This is a genomic window from Isoalcanivorax pacificus W11-5 (assembly GCF_000299335.2).
Lineage (GTDB): Bacteria > Pseudomonadota > Gammaproteobacteria > Pseudomonadales > Alcanivoracaceae > Isoalcanivorax > Isoalcanivorax pacificus.
Genome location: NZ_CP004387.1, coordinates 1,172,659 through 1,198,809, shown reverse-complemented (window position 1 = coordinate 1,198,809; position 26,151 = coordinate 1,172,659). Strand labels below are relative to the sequence as shown.

At 66.0% G+C, this 26,151-nt stretch carries 7 protein-coding genes; 5 read left to right on the top strand and 2 right to left on the bottom strand.

Features of this window, described 5'->3' with window-relative positions; translation table 11 throughout:
* Nucleotides 1-42 precede the first annotated feature (42 nt).
* The 5 genes from S7S_RS05355 to S7S_RS19795 are packed head-to-tail and all read left to right on the top strand — an operon-like array spanning nucleotide 43 to nucleotide 6,089.
* On the top strand, nucleotides 43-1,020 hold the full coding sequence (locus S7S_RS05355) for a phytanoyl-CoA dioxygenase family protein (RefSeq protein ID WP_008737445.1): 978 nt from the start codon (nucleotides 43-45) through the stop codon (nucleotides 1,018-1,020).
* On the top strand, nucleotides 1,017-2,093 hold the full coding sequence (locus tag S7S_RS05350; RefSeq protein ID WP_238582941.1) for a VOC family protein: 1,077 nt from the start codon (nucleotides 1,017-1,019) through the stop codon (nucleotides 2,091-2,093). The genes S7S_RS05355 and S7S_RS05350 overlap by 4 nt, the downstream gene beginning before the upstream one ends.
* A 15-nt stretch (nucleotides 2,094-2,108) precedes the next feature.
* Nucleotides 2,109-3,068 (top strand): fumarylacetoacetate hydrolase family protein, encoded by a 960-nt coding sequence (locus tag S7S_RS05345; protein ID WP_008737441.1) that lies wholly within the window; start codon nucleotides 2,109-2,111, stop codon nucleotides 3,066-3,068.
* Nucleotides 3,065-5,035: an acyl-CoA synthetase gene (locus tag S7S_RS05340; RefSeq protein WP_008737439.1), complete on the top strand. Its 1,971-nt coding sequence runs from the start codon at nucleotides 3,065-3,067 to the stop codon at nucleotides 5,033-5,035. The genes S7S_RS05345 and S7S_RS05340 overlap by 4 nt, the downstream gene beginning before the upstream one ends.
* Before the next feature lie 19 nt (nucleotides 5,036-5,054).
* The gene (locus tag S7S_RS19795) at nucleotides 5,055-6,089 is read left to right on the top strand and encodes an alcohol dehydrogenase catalytic domain-containing protein (protein WP_008737437.1); all 1,035 of its coding nucleotides are present in this window, start codon (nucleotides 5,055-5,057) and stop codon (nucleotides 6,087-6,089) included.
* A gap of 213 nt (nucleotides 6,090-6,302) precedes the next feature.
* Here S7S_RS19795 and S7S_RS05330 read toward each other — a convergent pair whose 3' ends face one another.
* Both S7S_RS05330 and S7S_RS05325 read right to left on the bottom strand, forming a co-directional pair.
* Nucleotides 6,303-14,051 (bottom strand): non-ribosomal peptide synthetase, encoded by a 7,749-nt coding sequence (locus tag S7S_RS05330; RefSeq protein ID WP_008737436.1) that lies wholly within the window; start codon nucleotides 14,049-14,051, stop codon nucleotides 6,303-6,305.
* Between the two features lie 172 nt (nucleotides 14,052-14,223).
* Nucleotides 14,224-26,151, bottom strand: coding sequence for a non-ribosomal peptide synthetase (locus S7S_RS05325; protein WP_052269210.1), 11,928 nt, complete (start codon nucleotides 26,149-26,151; stop codon nucleotides 14,224-14,226).

Genomic DNA, 26,151 nt, shown 5'->3' with positions numbered 1-26,151 from the left:
GAATCAGGCCTCGACGGGCCGACGCAACAGGAGACCCCGCCCATGCCGTTCGTAGCCCAGCCACGCCGTGCACTCACGGCAGAAGAGATCAGGACGTATCAGGAAGACGGCGTCATCATGTTGAAACAGGCTATGGACCCCAACTGGATGGCCATGGTCGAAGCCGGTATTGAAGAGGCCCGGCACAATAGCTCCGTGCTCGGCAGGTTCATGTCGCGCAAGGTCGAGGGCTACCAGATGGATATTTTCCTCTGGAAACGCATCGATATCCTGCGCGACCTGATTTATTACAGCCCCTGTGCGGAATTGGCCCGGCAACTGATGAAGTCGGAGGAAGTACGCTTCTTTTACGACCAGATGTTCGTCAAGGAACCCGGCACCGATGCCCCCACCCCCTGGCATCAGGATCTGAGTTTCTGGCCGATTCGCGGTGAGCAGATCTGCTCGTTCTGGATTCCCTGCGACCCGGTGAACCGGGAGAACAGCGGGCTGCTTTACGTCAAGGGCTCGCACCGATGGCCGCAGCGCTTCAAGGCCATCTCGCCGGATTATGTGGCCAGCATCATTGACGATGACATGGAAGACATTCCCGATATCAATGCCAACCCGGGCCAGTACGATCTGATCGACTGGGACATGGAGCCTGGCGATATTCTGGCTTTCCATCCCCTGACCCTGCATGGCTCCTACGGCAACGCCTCGCGCAAGCGTCGCCGTCGCGCACTGGCGCTGCGCTGGACCGGCGATGATGTGATCTATGCGCCCTCCAGCAAGCGCATGCCGATCCACTACCGGCATGCGTCGGTCGAAGGTGGGCCGCTGCGCGGCGGCGCCTTCCCGCGCATTCTGCCCGCTCCCGACCCGGCAGAACGCGCCGCGCGGTTACAACCGGAACGCGCCCGGTTCGGGAAGCTGGCTGCATCCGCCATGGGTAATGCCGTGGCCGCCGCGCGCCAGACCTTCAAGCGCCCGCGCACCGAACAGCTGAAACAGACCTGGACGACACAAGGCGAAAAATGATGGCTGAGCTGACGACACCCCAACCCGCGCGGCATCCTGACCCGACTGTCAGGGCGCTGGCGCTGGCATATCTGCTGTTCGAGCGTCCTGATCTGGAAAAGGCCGGGCAGTTTCTCAGCGACTTTGGTCTGCAGACCGCGTCGTGTTCACCGCAAGCCCTTTATTTGCGCGGCGCCGGTCCGGAGCCGTTCTGTTATTGCGTGCGGCGCGCAGAAAAAGCGCGCTTCATCGGCTTCGGGTTCACGGTATCCTCGCGCGAAGATCTGACCCGGCTGAGCCAGCTTCCCGGCGCCTCCGCGATGCAGCCTGCGGAGTATCCCGGCGGCGGCGAACTGGTGCGCCTGACCGACCCGTCCGGGTTCACGGTCGAGGCGATCTGCGGGCAGACCCCGGCTGAACCGCTGCCACATCGCGACGCGCTGCCGTTCAACACCGCTGCGCAACAGCTCCGCGTCAATGACACGCAACGCCCGCCGGTGAGCCCGCCGGAAGTACTGCGGCTCGGCCATCTGGTGCTTGAGGTCGCTGATTTCCAGGCGACCTGCGGGTGGTACACCCGGCACTTCGGTCTGATCCCCAGCGATGTGCAGGTCCTCCCGGACGGTTCACCGGCCGTGGTGTTCCTGCGCCTGGATCTCGGCAATACCCCGGCGGATCACCATACCCTCGCCATGGCCCAGGGCTTCATGCCGCTGTACAGCCACAGCGCCTATGAGGTGATCGACGCCGATGCGGTGGGCATGGGGCAACGCATATTGAAAGCGCGCGGCTGGCAACACGCCTGGGGCATCGGACGGCATATCCTCGGCAGCCAGATTTTCGATTACTGGCAGGACCCGTGGGGCGCCAAGCACGAACATTATTGCGATGGCGATGTGTTTACGGCGGACCATCCCATGGGAGTCCACCCGGTAAGCCGGGAGGCCATGGCCCAGTGGGGCCAGGACATGCCGGCCAGTTTCACCAAACCCAAACTCACGCCTGCGGCTCTCAAAGGCATGCTGCACCACCTGCGCCACAGCCCCGACCTGTCGCTGAAAAAACTCATCACCCTCGCCAAACTGTTTGGCTGACTGGAGAACATTATCATGGCCATTCATATCGTCCGTTTTCACCATCAGGACCAGACCCGCTGGGGCCTGCTCGATGGCGCCCGGATTCAGCCCATTGACGCCCCCTGCACCACCACGTCCGCATTGATCGAGCTGGGCTATGACGGAGTCCAGAGCCGCCTTGCCACCGATCAGCCAACACTGGATCCCGGCAACGTCGTGCTGCTGTCTCCCATCACCCACGATGCCAAGGTGCTGTGCCAGGGCGCCAACTACCGCCAGCACATGATCGATTCCGGCATGAACCCGGCTGACAAAAGCTTCAACATGTTCTTTACCAAATCATCGGCGTCCATCACCGGGCCGACGGGCCGCATCGTGAAGCCGCGCCATGTTGAACTGCTGGACTACGAAATCGAAATGACGCTGGTGCTGGGCAAACGCACCGACGGTCCGGTGCAGGTCACCGACGACAACCTGCATGAATATGTGGCCGGTATCTGTATCGGCAATGACGTGTCGGCGCGGGATGTGCAGATTCCGCAAATGCAGTTTCACAAGGGCAAGAGCTATCGCACCTTTTGCCCGCTGGGTCCGGTATTGTGCCTGCTCAGGGAAAGCGAAATGCACTACCTGGGCGAGATGCAATTGCACCTCACCGTCAACGGGGACACGCGACAACAGGACAGCACCGACAATCTGGTCTTCAAGCCGGCAGAAACCCTGACGGAATACTCGCAGGTCCAGGATTTTGCACCCGGCGATGTCTTGATGACGGGCACGCCGTCGGGCTGCGCCCTGGGGTTGCCCAAACCTGCGCTGGTAAAAATGGTCGGCCTGCTGCCGGAGGCAAAAAAATGGCAGCTGTTCGTCAAGTCGCAGAAACGCCGCAAGCACTATCTCCAGGCCGGGGATGTGATGGAATCCACCATTACCAGCGGCGATGGCCACCTCAATCTGGGCACGCAACGGCACACCGTCGAGGATGAAGCATGAGCGCTGCGTCCGGGATCAGTTCACTGGCCGATGTGACCACCAGGGAGCAGGCCGTAGACTCGCTGGCTTTACCGGACAGCACCTATGCGATGATCCGGCAGGGTCACGACCTGGCACCGGACGCACCAGCGCTGTCGTTTTTTCTGCAGACCGCCTCGCACCGCCGTCCACAGACCTGGACGTACCGGGCACTGCTAGGCCGGATTCATCAGACAGCCAACTTCTTTCACTCTCTGGGCGCAGATAAAAACACGGTCATAGCCTACGTGCTGCCCAACCTGCCCGAGACCCATCTCACCATCTGGGGTGGCGAAGCCACCGGCATTGTCTGTGCCATCAACCCCCTGCTCGAAGCGCCCGCCATCGCGGAACTCCTGAATGCGGCCGGTGCCACCGTACTGGTGACGCTGGCGCCTTTCCCCGGCACGGATCTCTGGCCCAAGGTACAGCGCGCCATTCAGGAGGTGCCCGGCCTGCGCCACCTGGTGCTGCTCAACATCGCCGATCATGTGCATGGACTGAAAGGCAAGGTGGCGGGGCTGCTGCAGAAGCGCGAAGCGGTCGGCCTGCATGGCCTGGGAGGCGTACGGCGTGCCATCCCTCGCCGCATCGCACTGCATGACTTCAATCGCGCTCGCCGCCGCCAGCCCGGCAGCCACTTGCGCAGCCGGCGCATCATTCACCGCGACGACATCGCCTCCTATTTCTGCACCGGCGGCACGACCGGCACGCCGAAACTGGCGATGCGCCGACACCGCAACGAGGTGGCCAATGTCTGGAGCGCCGCGCAGTTTCTCGGCGATGGCGTGGGCACGGGCAAGAACCTGTTCTGCGGGCTGCCGCTGTTCCATGTCAACGCGGTGCTGGTGACCGGCCGGCTGCCGTTTTCATTGGGGGCCCACGTGGTGCTTGGCACGCCGCAGGGGTATCGCGGCGATGGCGTGGTAAAACGCTTCTGGGAAATCGTGGAACACCACCAGATTCATTTCTTCAGCGGTGTGCCGACGCTCTACTCGGCATTGTTGCAGGTGCCCGTCGGCCAACACCGGATTGATTCGCTGGAGTATGGCCTGTGCGGCGCCGCCCCGATGCCGGTGGAAGTGTTCAGAACGTTCGAAGAACGCACCGGCCTGAAAATTCTGGAAGGCTACGGGCTTACCGAAGGCACCTGTGTCAGCAGCGTTAATCCGCCACTGGGCGAACAACGCCTGGGCTCCATCGGACTGCGTATCCCGGGCCAGCCGATGAAAGCCGTGATCCTGGATGACGAAGGCCGCTATCAGCGCGACTGCGGAGTGAACGAGGTGGGCATCATTGTCATCCGTGGCCCCAACGTTTTTGCCGGCTACAAGGTGGCAGAGCACAACAAGGGCCTCTGGATCGACGATGACGATGGCGAGCGCTGGCTGAATACCGGCGATCTGGGGCGCCAGGATGCCGACGGTTATTTCTGGCTGACCGGTCGCAAGAAAGAACTGATCATCCGTGGCGGTCACAACATCGATCCGGCCAGCATCGAAGAACCACTGCATCGCCACCCGGCGGTGGAAGTGGCTGCAGCGGTGGGGCGCCCTGACCTTCATGCGGGCGAGGTGCCAGTGGCCTATGTGCAACTGCGTGCCGGGGCCACCGCCACCGCCGAAGCACTGATGACGTTCGCCCGCAACGAGATCAACGAACGCGCTGCACAGCCGAAAGCGATCCGCATTATCGATGAAATGCCGCTCACCGGGGTCGGCAAAATCTTCAAACCTGAACTCAGGCACCGCGAAATTGCCGAAACACTGCGGGCAGCCCTGCAGGATGCGGGCATCACGGTGCGCGCGCTCACCGTGGAAAACCACAAGGTGCATGGCACAGCGGTCAATATCACCCTGCCCGCCCACACCGCGACCGAACAGGCAGAGCGGATACTCGGGCAGTTTCCGTTCTTCTGTACCCTCACCACTGCAGCAACGGACACCTGATGCGCCCGGGGAGAAGGCAATGAACGCTTACATGATCAATGGCTACGAACCCGGCACGCTGGTTTTACAGCCGGTGCCCGCATGCACCGCACCCGGCAAATACGAGGCCCAGCTTGCATTGATCGGCACGTCCATCAATCCGATTGACACCCTGGTGGCCCGGGGCTACGGCGCGCCGTTACTCAATCCCAAAGGGCATTTCCCGCTGATGCTGGGCAGAGACGCCGTCGCCCGCGTTGTCGCGACCGGTCCAGGCATCACGGATTTGCAGCCGGGCCAGCGCGTGCTGGTGGCCGCGTCACCCCGAATCGGTGGCACCTATGCAGACCTTTTCACGCTGCCGCGTCACTGCCTGGCGCCCATCGATGACGCACTCAGCGACACCGTCGCTGCGGGCCTCGGCTACGCCGGGCTGACCGCCCTGCAAGCCCTGGCCGCGGTGAATCTGTCGGCGGACACAACGCGTGGAAAACAGGTCTGCATCAACGGCGCCAGCGGCGGTGTCGGTTCCATTGCGGTGATCCTGGCGTTGCGCTGGGGTGCGCGGGTGACCGCCGTGGCATCCCGCCAGAACCGGGAATGGCTGCAACGCCTCGGCGCGCATGACATTGTCGATTACCGTGATCCGTCCGCGATGTCGGCGATCAGCGCGGACATCATTGTCAACTGCGCCACCCCGGCCGGTGACCACCGCGAGCATGATCCCTTGATGGACGTATTGCAGCGCCGCCGCTCACCGGGCCGGGCCTACGTCACCACCAGCAACCCCGTCCTCGGCTCTGTCACCGACAACGGAGTGGTTCGCGGGCTGGCGGGTAGCGGCAAGACCTATCTGAAAAAACGCCTCGCGGCGCGTCAGCAGGGCATTCGTTACCGCTGGGTGCTGTTCAAGGAAAATCCCAGGCAGCTTGAGTACCTGGGACGGTTGTTCGCGGATGGCGCACCCGACATCGTCGGCGCCTGTCATGCCCTCAGCGCACTGCCTGAGGTGTTCAATGACCCGACGGCGCTGCGCGCACCGGGAAAGACCGTCTTTATGAACGCCCCGGCCTGACCGACGGTCGGCGATGGCTTGTGGTCGCCGGCGCCAGGCTCATGCCGATGCCCGCCGGCGCGGCGAACAGGCGCACCTTGTAGCAGTTCATCTCGTGGCGTTTCAGGGTGCGCTCCTTATTCGTGAGCAAGGCTATTGATTGACCGCCTGTGATCCAGCAGCCGGAGGCGAATCAACGCGGGCTTGCCGCGCACGGCCACCACCAGACACCCGCTAGGCGCGTCGCCGCTGTCGCCGCCCCGCCACTTTTTCCACACAATGCACTACCAGTTCCCGCAGCGCGTTTTCATACAACGTCACCAACCGCTCGACGGTTTCCACCTCATACTGATGCCGGCTGAAAATCCAGTTCAGTGTCAGCTTCTGTCCGTACACATGCCCGACGATTTCCAGCCAGTTTGCCAGTGGGGCGGCATCGCTGCGTTCGCGTCCTGCAGATTCCAGTGCCGGCTGAAAATCGCCGTCATCGGAAAAGCTCTGATCGAACTGGCCGAGGTAATTGAAGGTGATGCGCGGTGACGCGATGCCGAGTTTTTGCCGGGCCGTCTGGTCGCCGAGATACCACAGCACGCCATAGCCGATGCCCTTGCCCGGCACCGCACGGCGCTGGTTTTTTACCGCGCGGATCAGGGCACCGGGTGCCGCCTGCCCCTGCACCAGCCGCAAGGGATACACACTGGTGAACCAGCCCACGGTGCGGCTCAGGTCCAGGCCGGCGTCATCGCCTTCGCGGCCGTGCCCTTCCAGGTTGACCAGCGTGCTGTGTTCACCGCTCCACTGCCATACCGTGCGGGCCAGCGCCGCCAGCAGCAGGTCATCAATGCTGGTGTCGTAGGCGGCAGGTGCTTCGCGCAGCAATTGCGCGGTCAGGGTTTCATCCAGCTCGCAGCGCAGGGAATGGTCCGCACCGGTCAGGTTCAGGCTGTCGTGGTCGCGGGGAATATCGGCCACGCCCTGGAGCTGGGTGTGCCAGTAATCCACTTCGCCCTGCAAGGCAGGCGCGCGGGTGGCCAGATAATGCGCCCAGGCGCTGAAGGGCGCACTGGCCTGCGGCAGCGCATAGGGTTCTCCCCCGCACAGCGCCCCATACAGCCCCTGCATTTCTTCCAGCAGCACACGCCAGGAAACACCGTCCACGAACAGGTGATGGATCACGATCAGCAGGCGCGATGACTGGTCCGCCATGCGCAGATACACCACGCGCATCACCGGGCCGTCCTGTAACGACAGGCTGCGCTGCGCGGCCTCGCCAATACGCAGAATATCCTCCGCGCTGCACGCATCGCGCACCCAGAGGATGCCCGCGCTGTCGTCCGATGCAACGGGTGCCTGCCGCCACTGTCCGTCGCCGCTTCGCACCAGGCGCATCCGCAGCCCTTCGTGATGGGCCACCAGCCGCGCAATAACCTCGCGCAGCACATGCTCATCCAGCGGCGTTTTCGCACGCAACAGCACAGACTGGTTGAAATGATCCGGTGAGGGAATGTCTTCCTCAAACAGCCACGCCTGGATCGGCGTCAGCGGTGCCGGGCCGGTGGGCAGCGTCGTCACTGCCACGGGTTCGGCGGTGTGCTCGTGCGTCTGCCCGGCGTGTTCTATCAAACCCTGGAGAGTGGGATAACGCATCAGGTCGCGCAGCCGTACCGTGATCGGCAGGCCAGCCTGCCGCACGCGGGAAATCACTTGCAGGCTGAGAATCGAGTCACCGCCCAGTTCAAAGAAATGATCGGTCATGCCGACGCGCGGCACGCCCAGCACTTGCTGCCAGATATCCGCCAGTTGCCGTGCGGTGTCCGAACAGGGCGCCACGTACGCCGTCCCGGCAGCGGAGGTCGGTGCCGGCAGGCTGTGGCGGTCGAGCTTGCCGCTGATCAGGCGCGGCAAGGCCGGCAGCGTCATGAACTGCGCCGGCACCATGTAATCCGGCATACGGCCGGCCAGGTGCTGACGCGCAGCCTGGCTGTCGTCCTGATCGCTTTCCAGCCAGGCCACCAGTTGCCCGTCGTGGACGTCCACCGCCGCATCGCGCACCGTCGGCACTTCGCGCAGGACGGCTTCGATTTCACCGGGTTCGATCCGGAAACCACGCACCTTCACCTGACGATCGGCACGGCCGAGATATTCCACCTGCCCGTCCGGCAACCAGCGCGCCAGATCGCCGGTGCGGTACAGACGGCCGCCGTCGCGGCTGAACGGGTCCGCGACAAAACGTGCGGCGGTCAGTGCGGCACGCCCGGCGTAACCACGCGCCAGGCCGTACCCGCCGATGTACAGTTCGCCGATGGCCCCGGCCGGCACCGGCTGCATCGCCGGGTCCAGAATCCAGGCCGTGCGTTCGCCCACCACGCGGCCGATGGGGGCGAAGGGTGTGGTGAATTCAGTGTCCGCCGGCACCTTCCAGATCAGCGGTGTCACCACGGTTTCGGTCGGGCCGTAGCCGTTCAGCAACCAGCGCGGACGCAGGGTATCGCGAATGCGCGCCAGGGTATCGCGGGGCATGGCCTCGCCACCGAACACATACAGCGACACCGGCGGCGGCGCGTCGCCTGCGGCGTGCCACTCGGCCAACTGGCCGAGGTACGCCGGCGGAAAGGCGGCGGCATCCACCTGCCGGTCGCGCAGTACGGCGCTGGTCTGTTCGGCGCTCCACAACTCGTCGTCGCGCAGCACCAGGCCGACGCCCTGGCACAGCGCCGCCAGCCAGCGTTCGTGCGCGCCGTCGAACGAGAACGACATGAAATGCAATTCGCGGCTGCCGGGCGGCATGTCGTACATCGCAGCCACCGCGCGGCAATGCATTGCCAGCGGGCCGTGTGTCACCATTACACCTTTTGGCTGGCCGGTGGAGCCGGAGGTGTAAATCATGTACGCCAGTTGCTGCGGGTGAATGACCTGCGCCAGCGGCGTCGCCGGCGCTTGCTGTTGCAGCAGGTCCTCCAGCGTCCAGATCGCCGGTGCGCCCAGCGTGTCGCTGTCGGCGCGCAGTGCCTCGGTGGTAATCAGTGCGCGCAGGCCGCTGTCACGGACCATGAAACGGCGCCGTTCCTGCGGCAGCGCGCTGTCCAGTGGCACGTAGGCGGCCTCCGCGCGCAGGATGCCGAGCAAGGTCACCAGCAACTCTGGTGAACGCGGCAGTGACACGCCGATCAGCGTCTCCGTACCGATACCCCGCGCGCGCAACCGCTGCGCCATGCGGTGCGCCTCGGCATCAAGGGTGGCGAAATCCAGCTCCCTGTCGCCCAGCGATACCGCCAGCGCCGCCGGTTGCTGTGCCGCACGCCCGGCAATCAGCGCCGTCACGGGCCGGTCGTCCTGTTCGGCAGGCGGGTTGCTGCCCCAGGCCGTCAGTTGCCGGACAGCGTCGGCACTGATACGCGGCAGTTCACCCAGCGGCCGCGAGGCCTCCTCGCTCAGTGCGGCAAGCATCTGCTCCATGCGGGCGCGCACCTGCAGCACCTCGGCATCGCTGAAATCGGCGCGGCGGTAGCAGTATTCGATTTCCAGTGTGTCCTCCACCTGCACCTGTACGTCCATGGCGTAACCGGTCAGCCCTTCGCCGTGCATGGCGCCAAAGCGCAGCCCGTAGCGGCCGGTGTCACGCAGCGCCTCATCCAGCGGATGGTTTTCAAACACCAGGATGCTGTCGAACAGTGGCCGGCCTGCCGCACCGGCCCAGCGCTGCACATCGGCCAGTGCGCTGTATTCGAATTCGCGCAGTTGCAGGTTGGTGTGCTGCACGGTGCGCAGGTATTCGCCCACGGTCTGGTGCGGGGCGGTGTTCACCGGCACCGGCAGCGTGTTGATAAACAGGCCCACCATCTCCTGTGCTCCCGGCAGCGTTGCCGGGCGCCCGGCAACGGTGGCACCGAACATCACCTGCTCGCGCTGGCAGCAGCCTTGCAGCACCAGTGCCCAGGCGGCCTGCACGAGCGTATTCAGGGTGATCTGCTGGGCGCGTGCAAAGGCTTGCAGGCGCGCGGTCACGTCGCCGTCCCAGCGGGTATAAATCCGTTCATAGCCGGTGCGCGGCTGCGCGGTGGCCGTGGCGGCAAGCAGTGTGGCGCCCTCCTGGCCCGCCAGTGCGCTGTGCCAGAAATCCCGTGCGGCGTCCTGATCCTGTCGTTGCAGCCAGCGAATATAGTGACCGTAACCCGGCGGCGGTGGCGGCAGTGTTTCGCCGGCGTAGCAGCGTAGCCATTCACCGAGCAGGCGCGCATCTGCCCAGCCATCGGCCAGCAGATGGTGGCGGGTCCAGATCAGCTGGTGTGCATCGTCACCGGTGCGGATCAGCGTCAGGCGCGACAGCGGCGGCCGTTGCCAGTCGAAGCCGGCCTGCAGGTCCTGCGCCAGGAATGCCTCCAGGCGCGCTGTCATGCCTGCCTCACCGCGCCAGTCGAGATGATGGATTTCCGCCTCGACATCGCGCCATACGCTTTGCAGGGGGCGCTGCATGCCCGGCTGCCAGAGCACGCCGCTGCGCAGGATCGGGTGCCGGGCCAGCATCGTGCGCCAGGCCTGCGCCAGCCGCTCGGCATCCAGCCCCTGCACCGCGATGCTGAGCTGGTTGATGTACATGCCTGGCTCTTCCATCGAATGGAACAGCATGCCTTCCTGCGTCGGCGACAGCGGGTAGACGTCTTCGATCTGTGCTTCATTCAGCGCCAGCCTGTCACACAGTTCGTCCGGCAGAAGATCACGCAGGGTTGCGCGTTTCTCCTCCATGTGTGTGGCCTGAACAGGCTCGGCCACGGTGGCCAGTGCGGCGATGGTCTGGTGCTCGAACATCTGGCGCGGGGTGATCTGCCAGCCGGCCTGCTGACAGCGCGCGACAATTTGCAGGCTGAGAATGGAATCGCCACCGAGATCAAAAAAATTATCGGCGCGGCCCACCTGCTCCACCGACAGCACCTGTTGCCAGAGGCGCGCCAGCATCTGTTCAATGTCGCCCTGCGGTGCGGCATAAGGTTGTTCGCTGGCAAACACTGGTGCCGGCAGGGCCTGTCGATCGACTTTGCCGTTGGCGTTCAGCGGCAGTGCCGCCAGCACGGTGATCACGGCCGGCACCATATAGTCCGGCAGTGTCTCGCCCAGCGCCGCGCGCAACCGCGTGGCATCGCTGTCGCCCTGCAACGACACCCAGGCCACCAGCGCGGTGCCACCCGGTGCATCGCAGGCCATCACGGCCGCATCGCGCACCGCCGGTTGCGCCAGCAATTGCGCTTCGACTTCGCCGGGTTCGATGCGGAAGCCGCGCACTTTCACCTGCTGGTCGATACGGCCGAGATAATCCAGCGTGCCGTCCGGCAGCCAGCGCACACGGTCGCCGGTGCGGTACAGGCGCGCGCCAGTGTCGCTGAATGGATCGGCCACAAACCGCTCTGCGGTCAGCGCCGGGCGGCCAAGATAGCCGCGCGCCAGCCCACTGCCGCCGAGGTACAGTTCTCCAGACTGCCCCGGTGGCACCGGTTGCAGTGTGTCGTCCAGTACCCAGGCACTGCGATCACCCACTGGCGTGCCAATGGTCATCGCCGACGTGGCGCAGGGGCTGTCGGGGAAGGCACAGCCAAGCGTCGGCGTGATCACGGTTTCCGTTGGCCCGTAGCCGTTCAGGATGCGTGGCGGTTTGAGCACCTGCTGTACGAGCGCCAGCGTGGCGCGGGGCATGGCTTCGCCGCCCACGGTGTAGGAGCGGATCGGCAGGCGGCTGGCCGGCTCGCCGACCAGTTCGGCGATCTGGCGCAGGTAGCCGGGGGTAAAGCAGGCGAGGGTGATGCCGTGGCGGGCGATTTCCTCGCAGGTGCGCGTCACCGGCCAGAGTTCATCATCGCGCGGCATCAGCGCGGCGCCGCTGATCAGCGGCACCCAGATGCGTTCGTGCGCGCCGTCGAAGCAGACCGAGGCAAATTGCAGTTCACGATCCTGCGGCGTCATGCCGTAACGCTCGCTGATCGCCTGCACATGCATGGCAAACGGACCGTGCGCCACGGCCACCCCTTTCGGGCGGCCGGTGGAGCCGGACGTATAGATCAGATAGGCCAGTTGTTCGGGATGCAACACCACATCCGGTGGGTGCGTGGGCGCGTCATCCGCCAGTGGATCGGCACACAGTACCTCGACCTTTTCCGGCACGGGCAGCGACGGCAACAGGGTCTGCGTTGTCAGCAGCAGGCGCATGCCGCTGTCGTCCATCATGTAGCGCAGCCGGTCCGCCGGATAGTACGGGTCCAGCGGCACATAGGCGCCCCCGGCGCGGTGGATCGCCAGCAGCGCGATAATCAGACCCGCGTCACGGGGCAAGGCCACGCCGACCCGCGTTTCGGGACACACGCCCGCCGCGATCAACTGATGCGCGAGGGCATTCGCCCGTGCCTCCAGCTCGGCGTAACTGAGCGTGCCCGTCGGTGTGATCAGTGCATCGGCATCGGGCCGTTGCCGTGCCTGGTCACTGACCCGTTGATGCGCCGGTACAAAGGCCGGCGCCGTGGCAGGCGATTTTCCCCAGGCCGTTAATGTGCGTTGTTCGCCGTCGGTCAGCAGGGGCAGATCGCCCAGCACGGCGTCAGGCGTCTGCACGAGGGCGGTGACCAGTGTTTCATACTGCGCGGCCAGTGCGGCAATGGTGTCTGCTTCAAACAATTCCCGCGCGTAGGTAAAGGTGGCCGTCACGCTGCCGTCGGCCTGGGCCAGCGTTGCCAGCGCCAGTTCGAACTGTGCCTGGCGCGGCCGCAGCGGAAACGCACTCACCGTCACGCCCGGCAGGGTTACCTGCTCTGCATCGCCCTGTTGCTGGTGATCAAATGCCACCTGGAACAGCGGGCTGCTGTCGAGGCTGCGCGCCGGGTGCAGTGCCTCCACCAGTTCCTCGAACGGCAGGTCCTGATGCGATTGCGCGGCCAGGGTGGTGCTGCGCACCTGTTGCAGCAGTTCATCCAGCGTCATGTCCGGTGACAATCGTGCGCGCATTATCTGTGTGTTGACGAAAAAGCCGATCACGCCTTCGGTTTCCGTGCGCTGCCGGTTGGCCAGCGGCACGCCGACGCGAATGTCGTCCTGACCGCTGCGCCGGCCCAGCAGTACCTGGAACGCCGACAGCAATGCCATGAACAGGGTCACGCCCTGCCCTGCTGTCCGGCCGCGCAGATCATTCATCAATGAGGCCGGCAAGTGTAGCGTGTGGCGCGCGGCGGTGTAGTGAGCGCCGGCGCGGCGCGGTGCGTCCGTCGGCAATTGCAGCACGGGTTGTGCCTCGCCCAGCTGTGCGCGCCAATGGGCGAGTTGCCGTTCGCGCTCGCCAGCCTCCAGGGCGTGGCGTTGCCAGAGCGCGTAGTCCGCATAGCTCACTGGCAAAGGCGGCAGTGTCGTGCTGCCTCCTGCGGCATAGCATTGCATCAGTTCGTGCAACAGAATCTGCATCGACCAGCCGTCAGCGACGATATGGTGCACAACCAATACCAGTATCTGTTCGTCCGCGCCGGTGCGTAACAGGGCTGCGCGCAACAGTGGGCCGGTGCGCAAGTCAAAGGGCGCGGCAGCAATCGCTTCGGCACGTTCGCGCGCCAGTGACGGATCGGCCAGGGTTTCTTCCTGCCACTGCACCTCCCCCTGCGGCAAGCATGCCTGCAAGGCGTGGCCGTCTTCTGTTTCGATAAAGCGGGTGCGCAATGCGGCATGCCGCGATACCAATGTCGCCAGCGCTGTGCGCAAGGCCGTCACATCAAGCAGCCCCGTCAGTGTCAGCGCACCGCTGATGTGGTACGCCGTGCCGGCGGGATCAAGCCGCCAGAGAAACCACTGCCGCGCCTGGGCGAAGGACAAAGGGCAGGGGCCGTCTTCGGCGCGGGGCACCATCGGCAGTTGCGCGAAGTCGATGCCCTGCTGTTGCAGGGCGGTGAGAAAATCACGCTGTTTGTGCTCGGGCAAACGGGCGAACCGTTCGGCGATGGTACGCAGGGCGGCGTTCATGGGGTGGGGGTCTCCGGGGTGGGGAAGGTCGGACGTCTGACGTCGGACGTCTGACGCAAAAACCGGAAAAACATAACGCTCATACTCCGTCGCATTTTCTTTTTAGCGTCCGACGTCAGACGTCCGACGTCCGACCCACTCTTCAACCACACCCCAGCCTCCACTCGCCCCCCTACTCCAGCGTATCCAGCAACGCCAGCATGCTGTCGAGATCCTGTGTCCTGTCGTCGCCGTCACCGCGCAGGCGATCAATTTCGGCCGCCAGGGCCCGCAGGGTCGGATGGTCAAAGCAGGCACGCAGCGGCAATGACACCGCGCACTGCTCCTGTACCCGCATCTGCAGTTTCAGCGCCATCAGCGAATGGCCGCCCAGCGCAAAGAAATGATCCGTGCGGCATACCCGTTCGTGGCCGAGCAGTGCGCACCAGATGGCGGCCAGGGTGGTTTCGGTGTCGCCCTGCGGCGGCTCGCCCTGGGAGGTTTCCGGCAAGGCCGGCGCGGGCAGCGCGCGGCGATCCACTTTGCCATTGGGGCTCAGCGGCAACGCCGGCAGCGGGACAAAGCATGCCGGTACCATGTAGTCCGGCAGCCGTTCTGCCAGCGCGTCGCGCAGAGCGCCCGTGGGCTGTTCAGCGTCCGTGACGACGTAGGCCACCAGTTGCGGTTCACCCTGCACCGGCACGGCGACGACCACCGCCGCCTGGACTGCCGGTTGTGTCAGCAGCACCGCTTCGATCTCGCCCAGCTCAATGCGCAGGCCGCGCAGTTTCACCTGATGATCCAGCCGGCCCAGGTAGTCGAGCACGCCGTCGGCACGCCAGCGCACCAGATCGCCGGTGCGGTAAAGGCGCTCGCCATGGCCGGCAAAGGGGTTGGCGACAAATCGCTCTGCGGTCAGCGCCGCACGGCCGTGGTAGCCACGCGCCAGTCCGGCACCGCCGAGATACAGTTCGCCGGGCACACCGGGCGCCACCGGATTGAGGGCGCCGTCGAGCACCCAGGTGTCGGTGCCGGTGATCGGTGCACCGATCGGCACTGGCGCGCCGCGTTCATCGCGGCAGCGCCAGTGCGTCACGTCGATGGCAGCTTCGGTGGGTCCGTAAAGGTTATGCAGCGCCACCTGTGGCAGCCGTTTCAGTACTGCGTCCTGCACCGCTGCCGGCAGTGCTTCGCCACTGCACAGAATCTGCCGCAGGCTGTCGCAGTGCGACAACGCGGCACCGAGCAGGAACGCCTGCAGCATGGATGGCACGAAATGCAGCGTGCTGACCTGATGCTGCCGGATCAGTGCGGCCAGCGCCGCCGGATCACGGTGGTCACCCGGTGCGGCAATCGCCAGGCGGGCGCCCTGCATCAGGGGCCAGAAGAATTCCCACACCGACACGTCGAAACTGAACGGCGTTTTCTGCAATACCGTGTCGGTGTTATCGATGGGGCAGGCGCCCTGCATCCAGCGGATGCGGTTATCCAGCGCGCGGTGACGGTTGCCGGCGCCTTTCGGTTTGCCGGTGGAGCCGGAGGTGTAGATCACATAAGCAAGATTATCGCCGTGCAACGCGACGGCAGGATTGTGTGGCGCCGGGTCGAGTGCCAGTGCATCAACTGCCAGGATCGTCACTGCCTCCGGCACCGGCAGCATGGGGGCCACCGTGGCCTGGGTCAGTAACAGGCTGATACCGCTGTCTTCGATCATGTACGCCAGCCGCTCGCGCGGGTATTCCGGGTCCAGCGGCACATAGGCGCCGCCGGCCTTCATCACCGCCAGCAGGGCAATGACCATCTCCGGCGCGCGCAGCATGGCCACGCCGACCGGCATGTCCGGCCGCACACCCCGGGCAATCAGGTGATGCGCGAGCTGGTTGGCGCGCGTGTTCAGTTCTCCATAACTGAGTTGCGTCTCGCCCCAGCACAAGGCGCAGGCGTCCGGCTGCGCAGCGGCCTGTTGTTCGATGCGGTGATGCACCAGGCCGTCTTCAACGCGCGCGCGATTGCACGACCACTGCCGGAGCTGTGACTGGACGGCGTCCGGCAGGCAATGCAGTTCACCCAGCGGGGCGTCCGCCGCCCGCACCAGTTGCCCAAGCAGGGCTGTCAGTTGCGACATCAATGCCTGCGCCGACGCATCGCTGATCCGCGCGCGGTCATGGCTCAAATGCAGGTGCAGTCCGTTCGCCTGGTGCACCGCCAGCGTGACGCCGTAATGGGTTTCCTCACGCTTGTGGCTGTCACCGAAGCGCAGACCGTGCGGCCGTGCTTCGCGCAGGGCGCTGTCCACCGGATAGTTTTCGAACACCAGCAGCGTATCGAACAAGGCCCCCTGCCCGGCCTGGCGTTGCAGGTCGTACAGCGGTGTGTGCTCGAATTCGCGCGTGGCCAGGTTCTGCCGTTGCAGTGCGCGCAGCCAGTCGGCCACTTTCAACGCCGGGTCCGGCGTTACGCTGACCGGCAGCGTGTTGATAAACAGCCCGATGATCTGCTCCGCCCCCGGCAGTTCCGCCGGCCGGCCGGCCACGGTGGCGCCGAAGGTAACGGTGTGCTGGCCGGTGCACTGTTGCAGCACCAGCGCCCAGGCGCCCTGCACCAGGGTGTTCAGGGTAATGCGCTCGCGGCGCGCCATCTGTTCCAGCACGTCCGACGGAAGGCGTTTTTCCAGCACGCCCTGCCCGTCACCGTCGCCCGGCAGCACCGCCGCCAGCAGGGTGGGCGATGCGATGCGCGCCAGTTCGCCGCGCCAGAATGCGTCGCTCCGGGCCGGGTCACGCTGTTGCAGCCAGGCGATGTAGTCGCGGTACTGCCCTGCCGGCGGCAGCGACTCGCCGTTGTAATGCCGCAACACTTCGCCCAGCAGCAGGGCCGTGCTCCAGCCGTCCAGCAGCAGGTGATGGCTGGTCCAGATCAGGTGATGACGGTGTGTGCCCGTGCGCAGCAGCAACAGCCGCATCAACGGCGGATGCAGCAGATCCACGCCACGTGCGAGTTCCTGTTCCGCCAGCGCCTCGCACTCGGCAGGCTGCGCAAGGTCCCGTTCCGTCAGCGGCAGGGTTGCTTCCCGGGCAACCCATTGCAGCGGCTCGCCCTGGCCGGTGATAAAACCGCTGCGCAGAATCGGGTGCCGGTTGATGACCGCCTGCCACGCGCTGCGGAACCGGTTGACGTCCAGCCCGTCGATATCCAGCCGCAACTGGTTCAGGTAGGCGCTGCCCGACGGGGCATACAGGCTGTGGAACAGCAGGCCCTGTTGCAGCGGCGACAGCGGATAAAGATCGGTCATGTCACCCCGGGCAACCGGCAATTGATCAAGCGCCGCCTGATCGATGCCCGCCAACGGAAAGTCCGACGGTGTGGCACCCGGTGTCGCCGCCTCGCAGGCACGCACCAGGTCAGTGAGCGTGGCGCAGAATGTCGTCAGCAAGTCGTTGATGGTCCCGGCGTCATGACGCGCGCGGGAATACGCCCAGCTCAGGTGCAGCTGACCGTCGCTCACCTGTGCGCTGAGATCAAAGCTGCTGCGGCGTTCGCTGTCGGGTGCACGCGCCTGCCCGGCGGATTCCGGTGCCTGGCGCCAGAGCGCGGCCTGCTGCGCTGTCTGGTCGAACTGGCCGAGATAATTGAAGGTGATCTGCGGCACGGCGCCGTCGCGCAGTGTGCCGTCGAGGTATTTCAGGACACCGAACCCCAGCCCCTTGTCCGGCACCGCGCGCAATTGTTCTTTCACGGCACACAACTGCGCCAGCGCCTCGCCGGGTGGCAGTGTGAGTGCGACAGGATACAGCGCGGTGAACCAGCCGACGGTGCGGCTGAGATCGGTGTCGGCCTGCAGCGCTTCGCGGCCGTGGCCCTCCAGCTCCACCAGGACGCGGGCATCACCGGTCAAGGCACACAGGGTGCGCGCCAGTGCGGTCAGCAGCAGGTCGTCCGGGCGCGTGCGCCGGGCGCGGTGGGCACTGCCCAGCAGTGCGCGGGTGGTGGCGGCGTCCAGCGTGGCGTCGCAGGTGGCCATGTCCGCCACGGTGTTGCTGCCGTCGGGCGTTGTCGCAGGGAATGGCGCATCCGGTTGCGCACATTGCGCCTGCCAGAAAGCGGCCTGTTGCCGGAAATGCGGCAACTGTTGCATCAGGGTCACGGGCCAGTCGGTCAGCGGCGTGGCTTCCGGCAGCAACGCGATGCGCTCGCCGTTGAGCAGTTGGCTGCAGGCGGCTTGCAGGTCTTCCAGCAGGATGCGCCAGGAGACACCGTCCACCACCAGGTGATGCGCGACCAGCAGCAGGCGCCGTTCCGTGCCGTCATGCTGCGCCAGCCAGCCGGCGCGAAACGGCCGGTCAAGACGCAGGCTGCGTTGCAGCTGATCGGCCAGTGGTGTGATGTCCTGTTTGTGGGAAAAACCGACCTGCTGAAAAATACCGTCCACGTTTTCCTGAACGGTTTGCCGCCATGTGTCGCCCTCGCGCAGAAACTGCATGCGCAGCGCCGGATGGTGCTGTACCAGCGCAGCCACGGCGCGCTCGGCGATCTCGACGGTCATGGCGTCGTCCGGCACCAGCATGACCGACTGATTCCAGTGCGCCGGCGACGGGAAATCCTGCGCAAAAAACCATTGCTGCACCGGCAGCAGCGGCGCCTTGTGCACACTCGGGCGCAACGGTGTCACCGGCGCGGTGCTCACGGGCACAGCCACTTCGGCAACGGCCGCCACGGTCTGCCGTTCCATCAGGTGTCTGGGGGTGAGGCGCAGGCCACGCTTGCGGCAGCGGGCGACAATCTGCAACGACAGGATCGAATCACCGCCCAACTCGAAAAAGTTGTCCAGCCGGCCGATCTGCTCGCGGCGCAGCACCTCGGCCCAGACATCGGCGATGATCTGTTCCACGTCGTTTTCCGGCGCGGCGTAACCCTGTGCCGGCGTTTCCCCCGGCAGCGGCAGGGCCTGCCGGTCCAGTTTGCCGTTCGCCGTCAGTGGCAGCGCCGGCAAGCCGAGCAGCGCGCCGGGGCACATATAGTCCGGCAGCACATCGGCCAGCGCCTGCATCAGCGGTGCGGTGTCCTGTTCGGGCACCACATAGCCCACCAGTTGCAGGCGGCCGTCGTCCTGTTCGCGGGCAATCACCTCCGCCTGCCCGACGCCCGGCAGTGCGCGCAGACGCGCCGCCACTTCGCTGAGCTCCACCCGGTAGCCGCGAATCTTCACCTGATCGTCGGTGCGGCCGCGATACTGCAGTGTGCCGTCCGCTGCACGGTGCACACGATCCCCCGTGCGGTACAGGCGCTCCCCCTCGCAAAACGGGTGCGCGACAAAGCGCGTCGCGGTCAGTGCCGGCTGGCCGAGATAACCGCGTGCCAGCGCCACGCCGCCGAGATACAGCTCGCCCTCGGCACCCGCCGGCACCGATTGCAGTGCGGCATCCAGCACCCAGGCGCCGGTATTCGGCAATGCCGTGCCCAGCGGCAGCGGTGCGGGTTGCGCGCCGGCCCGTGTCCAGGTCAGTGTGCCGACGGTGGTTTCCGTGGGGCCGTAGTGATTGATCACGCGGCACGCTGGCGCCAGGGCGGCGACACGGTCGAGCAGCGACTGGCGCGCCACGTCGCCGCCGATGATCAGCGTATGGGCCGGCAGCGCCCTGTCCGGTGCCGCAGCGCACAACAGCGCTTCAAGATGACCGGGGACAATTTTCAGCACGTCGATGTGATGCCGGTGCAGGTAATCGGCAAACCGGTCCGGTTCGAACGCGTCCTCCGGCGGCACCAGATGCAGCGTGCGGCCATCGCACAGCGCACCGAACAGCACCGTGTGGCCAAGGTCCGCCGCCACGGTGGAGACCATGGCAAAGGTGCGCGCGCTGTCCGGCAGCGCCAGCCTGGCCAGTACGCCCTGCACATAATTGGCCAGCGCCGCGTGGCTCACCAGCACGCCTTTTGGCCGGCCGGTGGAGCCGGACGTGTAGATCAGATACGCGCCCTGCTGCGGCGACAGCGGCAGAGCCGGCACAACGTCGGGGCTGTCGTCGGCCTGCAACAGGGACAGCACCGGCACCTGCGGCACGAACGCCAGCGGCGAGGCGCTCAGCAATGTCTGCACGCCGGCGTCCCGTGCCTGCCAGGCGAGCCGTTCGGCGGGCAGGTCCGGGTCCAGCGGCACATAGACGGCGCCTGCCTTGAGCACCGCAAGCAGGCCGGTGACCAGTTCGATACCGCGACGGGCATGCACGCCAACGCGGCTTTCCGGTTGCACGCCCGAGGCAAGCAGCCGTGCAGCCAGGGCATTGCTGCGTTGCTCCAGCGCGGCATAACTCAATTGTTGCGCACCACTGGCGACGGCCACCTGCGCCGGCACGCGCGCGACCTGCGCGCGCCACAGGGACAGGACATCCGCATGGGGCCAATGCTGTGCGGGCTCTGCCGTGTGTGCCGTACACGACGGCCATTCGCCCAGCGCGGTGGCCGGTGACGGGTCCAGCCTTGCGCACAGCTGCGTCAGCAATGCCCGGTATTCATCCGCCACGGCCTGCACATCCTCGACACGCGCCGGGTCGTGCAAAAAATCCAGTTGCAGCGTGGCCCCCGGTTTGACGCGCAGCGTCAGCGGGTAATGGTTGCCGCTGTCGCTCTGCACGTTGTCGCAGGCGAGCACGCGGTCGTGTTCGTGCAGCAGCGCATCGACGGGGAAATTTTCAAACACCACCAGCGTGTCGAACAGGCTCTGCCCGCCCTGCCCGGCCCAGCGCTGGATGGCGGACAGCGGCGTGTGCTCGTGTTCGCGGCTGGCCAGGTGCTGTGCCTGCAAGGCGTGCAGCCATTTATCCAGGGGCTGCGCCGGATCGGTATCCACCACCACCGGCAGGGTGTTGATGAACAGGCCGACCATGTCGGCACTGCCCGGCAACGCCGCTGGCCGGCCGGACACGGTGGCGCCGAAGGTGACCGTGCGCTGGCCACTGTAACGCGCCACCAGCAGCGCCCAGGCCGCCTGCACCAGCGTATTGAGCGTCAGTTGCCGGGCGCGGGCCAGTTGTTGCAGTGACTGGCTGAGGTGCGCCGGCAAAGACTGATGCAGTACCGCCTGGGATGCGGCGCGCGCGGTGCGCGGTGCCAGCACGTCGGCGAGCAGCGTCGGCTGTTCGATGCCGGCCAGCAAGGTGCGCCAGTAACGCTCGCTGGCGTCCGCATCGCGTTCGCCCAGCCAGGCAATGTAATCACGATAACGGTGTACCACCGCCGGCAGCTGTTCGCCGGCGTAAGCCCGCAGCACTTCGCCGAGCAGTTGCGCACTGCTCCAGCCGTCCAGCAACAGGTGGTGGCAGGTCCAGACCAGGTGATGCCGGCGCGCGCCGGTGCGCACCATGGCCAGCCGCATCAGCGGCGGCGTCAGCAGATCGACACCGCGTTCGCGTTCCTGGGTGGCGAGGCGGTCCGGTTCAATGCCGGTGTATTCGGTGAGCGGCAGGGCCACGTCCGGTGCCACCCACTGCAACGCCGCCTCGCCCTGTGTGATAAAGCCGCTGCGCAGCGCATCGTGACGGGCCAGCACGGTTTCCCAGGCACGCTGGAAACGCGGCACGTCCAGGTCGGTGATGTCCATGCGCAGCTGGTTCAGGTAGGCGCTGTCCTGCGGCGCGTACAGGCTGTGAAACAACAGCCCCTGCTGCATGGGCGACAGCGGATACAGGTCGGCCATGTCCGCCGCCGGCACCGGCAACCGCGCCAGCCCCGCCGGGTCCAGTTGCGCCAGTGGAAAATCGGACGCCGTGGCACCCCGCGCGCCACTGGTGCAGTGGGCAATCAGCGCCAGCAGTTCATCACGGAAACGCGCTGCCCAGGCGCGCACGGTGGCGGCCCGGTAGCGCGCGCGGCTGTAGCGCACCGCGAAACGCAGCTCGCCGCCAAGCACCTGCCCGTTGATCACGAAGTCGTGTGACTGCGGTGCCTCATCGTCGACGCAGTGGCCGGGGCTTTCCTGCGCCAGCCGCCACGGGCTGTCCGTGTCCAGGCTGGCATCGAACTGCCCCAGATAATTGAACAGCACGCTGGCGCGCGGCACCGGCGGCTGCGTAAAACCGGCACCCAGGCCGTGATGCGGCACCTGGCGCAGACTTTCCTTGACCCGGCACAGGGCTTCGCCCGGTTCGCCCAGCGGCGATAACAGGATCGGCTGCAGGCTGGTGAACCAGCCCACCGTGCGGGACAGATCCGGCGCGCCGGGCAAGGGGTGACGGCCGTGGCTTTCCAGGTCCACCAGCACGCGCGGCTGGCCGCTCCAGTGACACAGCGCGCGGCCCAGTGCGGTCAGCAGCAGGTCGTTGACCTGCGTGCGATAGGCTACTGGCGCAGCGCGCAGCAAGGCGTGTGTTTGTGCGCTGTCCAGGCTGATATCTTCCAGCGTTTGCTGCGCGGCGCAATTGTCACCTTCCGGATGGTCACAGGGCAGTGGGTACGGCAAGGCAGCCCAGGGTTTGGCGGCGCGGGCGCCGTTGTCAAAATAACGCCGCAGGAAAACGGACCAGTCTTTATAACTGCCGGTTTTTTCCGGCAGCCGGATGGCGGAGCCCACGGCCTGTTGTCGCAATGCGGTGTGCAGATCCTGGATCAGGATGCGCCAGGAGACGGCGTCCACCACCAGGTGATGGGCCAACAGCAGCAGGCGCACGCTACCATCGCTGACGTACATCAGCACGGCACGCAGCAGCGGGCCACGGGTCAGATCAAACTGGCGCTGAACGCGGTCGCACAGCGCGGTGATCCCGTCCGGCGTGGTGTTGGCGATGCGCAGCGGCTGCTCATCCGGCAGCGGCAAGGTGTAGCGTTGCTGCCATACGCCATGTTCATCGCAGTGATAACGCAGCCGCAGGCTGTCGTGATGCTGCACCAGTGCGGTCAGTGCATGGCGCAGTGCCTGTTCGTCCGGTGCCGTCTCCGCTTGCAGCAGGATCGCCTGGTTCCAGTGCGCCGGGTTCGGCAACGCCATGCGGAAAAAATCCGCCTGGATCGGTAACAGCGGCACACTGCCTTCGGTGTCTGATGTCGCGGCCTGTGTCGCGGGGGTCAGCACTGCCGCCTGGCTGGCCAGAGTCTGCCGTTCAAAAATCTGCCGGGGTGTCGCCTGCCAGCCGGCCTCGCGCAGGCGCGCGACAATTTGCAGGCTGAGAATGGAATCGCCGCCCAGGGCAAAGAAATTGTCGTCGCGGCCCACCGCCGGCACGCCCAACACATCGCGCCAGACGGTGGCCAGGGCGATTTCCTGTTCAGTCGCCGGCGCGTCCTGTTCCGCGTTCGCCGGCGACGGTTCCGGCAGTGCGGCGCGGTCAAGTTTGCCGTTCACCGTCAATGGCAACGCAGCAAGCCGGAGGATGACGGCGGGCACCATATAGTCCGGAAGCTGTTGCGCCAGTGCGGCGCGCAGGTCGCTGTCGTTGGCGCTCTCGTCGCCCACCACCCAGGCCAGCAGGCGATTGCCGCGCACCGCCACCACCGCCTCCCGCACGGCGGATTGCGCCCGCAGTGCGGCTTCGATTTCACCCGGCTCGATACGGAAACCGCGCAGGCTGAGCTGCGCATCAACGCGGCCGAGATACTCCAGCATGCCGTCGGTGCGCCAGCGTACGCGGTCGCCGGTGCGGTACAGCCGGCCACCCTGTGTGCTGAACGGATCGGCGATAAAGCGGCTGGCTGTCAGCGCAGGCTGTCCGGCATATTCCCGTGCCATTGCGCCCCCCAGATACAGCTCGCCCGGCAGGCCCGGCGGCACCGGGTTGAGCCAGGTATCCAGCACCCAGGCGCGGCGAGCCCCCACCGGCTGGCCAATCGGCGGCACGTCCTCCGGCACGCTGTCGCCCAGCCAGATCACAGGCGAGATCACGGCTTCGGTGGGGCCATAGGCATTCGCCAGTTGTGCCGGGGACAACACCCGTTGCGCGGCAAGCAGATCATCCCGTGTGCAGGCTTCGCCGCCGGTGATGCACAGGCGCACCGGCAGCGAGGCGTCCGGCAGCAGCGCGCACAGTTGCCGCAGCAGCGCCGGCGGCAGATCGAGCACCGTCACGCCCTGCTCCTGCACCAGCGCGGTGAGTTGTTCCGGTGTCAGTGCCGGTTGTGTCGGCAGCACCACGGTGGCGCCCACCGACAGCGGTGCCAGCCATTGTTCCAGTGCGGCATCAAAACCGAACGAGGCGGCGGCCAGCACCTTGTCCTGCGCGGACAAGGCGTAGCGTGCCGCCACAGCCTGGATATGTTGCGAGAGTGCACCGTGGGCCACCGCCACGGGTTTCGGCAGGCCGGTGGAGCCGGAAGTAAAAATCAGATAGGCGAGTTGCTGCGCGTGCCGCCGCGCCGCCGGTGCGCTATGCGTGCCGTGATCAGCGTGCAGTGCCAGGACGGGAACGTGCGGCGGCACGTCCAGGTGCGCGGCAATATCCGCCGGCGCGAGCAGTTGCCCGATTTCCGCCGCGCGCATCATATGGGCCAGCCGGGCGGCGGGCAAAGCCGGGTCCAGCGGCACCAGCGCCGCGCCGGCGCGCAATACCGCAAGCATCGCCACCAGCCGCTGCGGCGATGCGGCGGCCGCCACGCCGATGCGTTCGGCATGCAGTGTGGCCGCCAGTGCGCCGGCCGCGTGCCACAGCTCGGCGTAGGTCAGCGCGGTGTCGCCCTGGCGCACGGCGATGGCATCCGGCTGCGACTGGACTTGCGCGGCAATCAGATCGGTGACGCTGCGCGGCAGGGTCTCGTGCCGTCCGGTGCCCCACCCGGCCAACTGCGAGATCATTGCCGGCGTCGGCAGCACCAGTTCGCCCACGCGCGTGTCGGGCGCTTCGATCAAGGTGGACAGCACACGTTCATAGGCCGCACGCACCCGTTCGATGGTGCCGATGCTGAACAGGTCGGTGTTGTACTCGATCACGGCCTGCGCCCCCGCCGTACCCAGCACCACGTCCAGCGACAGTTCGAATTTCGCCGTGTGTTCCGCCACCGGCACCAGGTCCGCGCGCAGGTCGCCGAGCGCAAACTGTTCGCTGCCATCACGCACCTGCAATGAAAACAGCGACTGGAAGAGCGGGCTGCGCGCGGCATCGCGGGCCGGACGGCGTGTTTCCAGCAACAGTTCGAAAGGCACGCCGGGATGCGCCAGCGCACCGAGCGCGTCCGCACGCACTTGCTGGCACAGTGCGCGCAGCGTGCGCTCTGGCGTGACGCGGGCACGAAATACCTGCGTAGTGACGAAATAGCCCACCAGTTGCTGGGTGGCTTCATCGTCACGCCCCGCCGCCGGGACACCGACGGCAAAATCGCTTTGCCCGGCCAACCGCGCCAGCAGCAGTTGCCATGCCGCCAGCAAGGGCACAAAGGGGGTGCAGTGTTCGATGCGGCAGAACTGTTGCAGCCCGGCAGACAGTGCGGGCGAAACCTCGAACGGCATCAGGGCGCCACGGAAGGTCTGCACTGCCGGGCGCGGATAATCGGTGGGGATATCCAGTGTCGGTACATCGTCGCCCAGGTGCTGTTGCCAGTACGCCAGGGCGTCGTTGAGCGCGCCGTTTTCAGCCGCCTCGCGCTGACGGCGCGCCAGGTCGGCGTACTGCACCGGCAGCGCGGGCAGCGTCACGTCGCCCGGTGTCGTCAGCGCCAGTTGATAGGCGCGGGCCAGGTCGCCCGCGACAATCGGATTGGACCAGGCGTCGGACGCAATATGATGAAAACAGACCGCCAGCACACTGCTGTCATCGCCGGTGCGCAACAGGCATGCGCGCACCAGGGGCGGTGCACCGAGGTCAAACACATGGCCGACAATGTCGCGCACGGCCGCATCCAGCGCCGGGCGCTGTGCTGCGGCAGGCAGCGTACGACAATCCTGGCATTCAAGGCGGAAATCAAAGGTGTCGAGCACGGTCTGTTGCGGCACGCCCTGCTGTTCATGAAAACGGGTGCGCAATATGGCGTGGCGGCGAATCAGTGCGCGAAAGGCACGCTCCAGTGCGTCCGCATCAGGCACGCCGTGCAGGCGGAACACGCGCGGCAGGTTGTAGGCCGTCATGGCCGGGTCAAGACGTTGCAGGAACCACAACTGCTGCTGGGCAAAGGACAACGGGAAAGACGCCGCTACCGAATCGGTCAT

Bases quoted from the DNA above. Each gene is read 5' to 3' on its own strand.
- S7S_RS05355 (WP_008737445.1), top strand. From the start codon at position 43: ATGCCGTTCGTAGCCCAGCCACGCCGTGCACTCACGGCAGAAGAGATC.
- S7S_RS05350 (WP_238582941.1), top strand. From the start codon at position 1,017: ATGATGGCTGAGCTGACGACACCCCAACCCGCGCGGCATCCTGACCCG.
- S7S_RS05345 (WP_008737441.1), top strand. From the start codon at position 2,109: ATGGCCATTCATATCGTCCGTTTTCACCATCAGGACCAGACCCGCTGG.
- S7S_RS05340 (WP_008737439.1), top strand. From the start codon at position 3,065: ATGAGCGCTGCGTCCGGGATCAGTTCACTGGCCGATGTGACCACCAGG.
- S7S_RS19795 (WP_008737437.1), top strand. From the start codon at position 5,055: ATGAACGCTTACATGATCAATGGCTACGAACCCGGCACGCTGGTTTTA.
- S7S_RS05330 (WP_008737436.1), bottom strand. From the start codon at position 14,051: ATGAACGCCGCCCTGCGTACCATCGCCGAACGGTTCGCCCGTTTGCCC.
- S7S_RS05325 (WP_052269210.1), bottom strand. From the start codon at position 26,151: ATGACCGATTCGGTAGCGGCGTCTTTCCCGTTGTCCTTTGCCCAGCAG.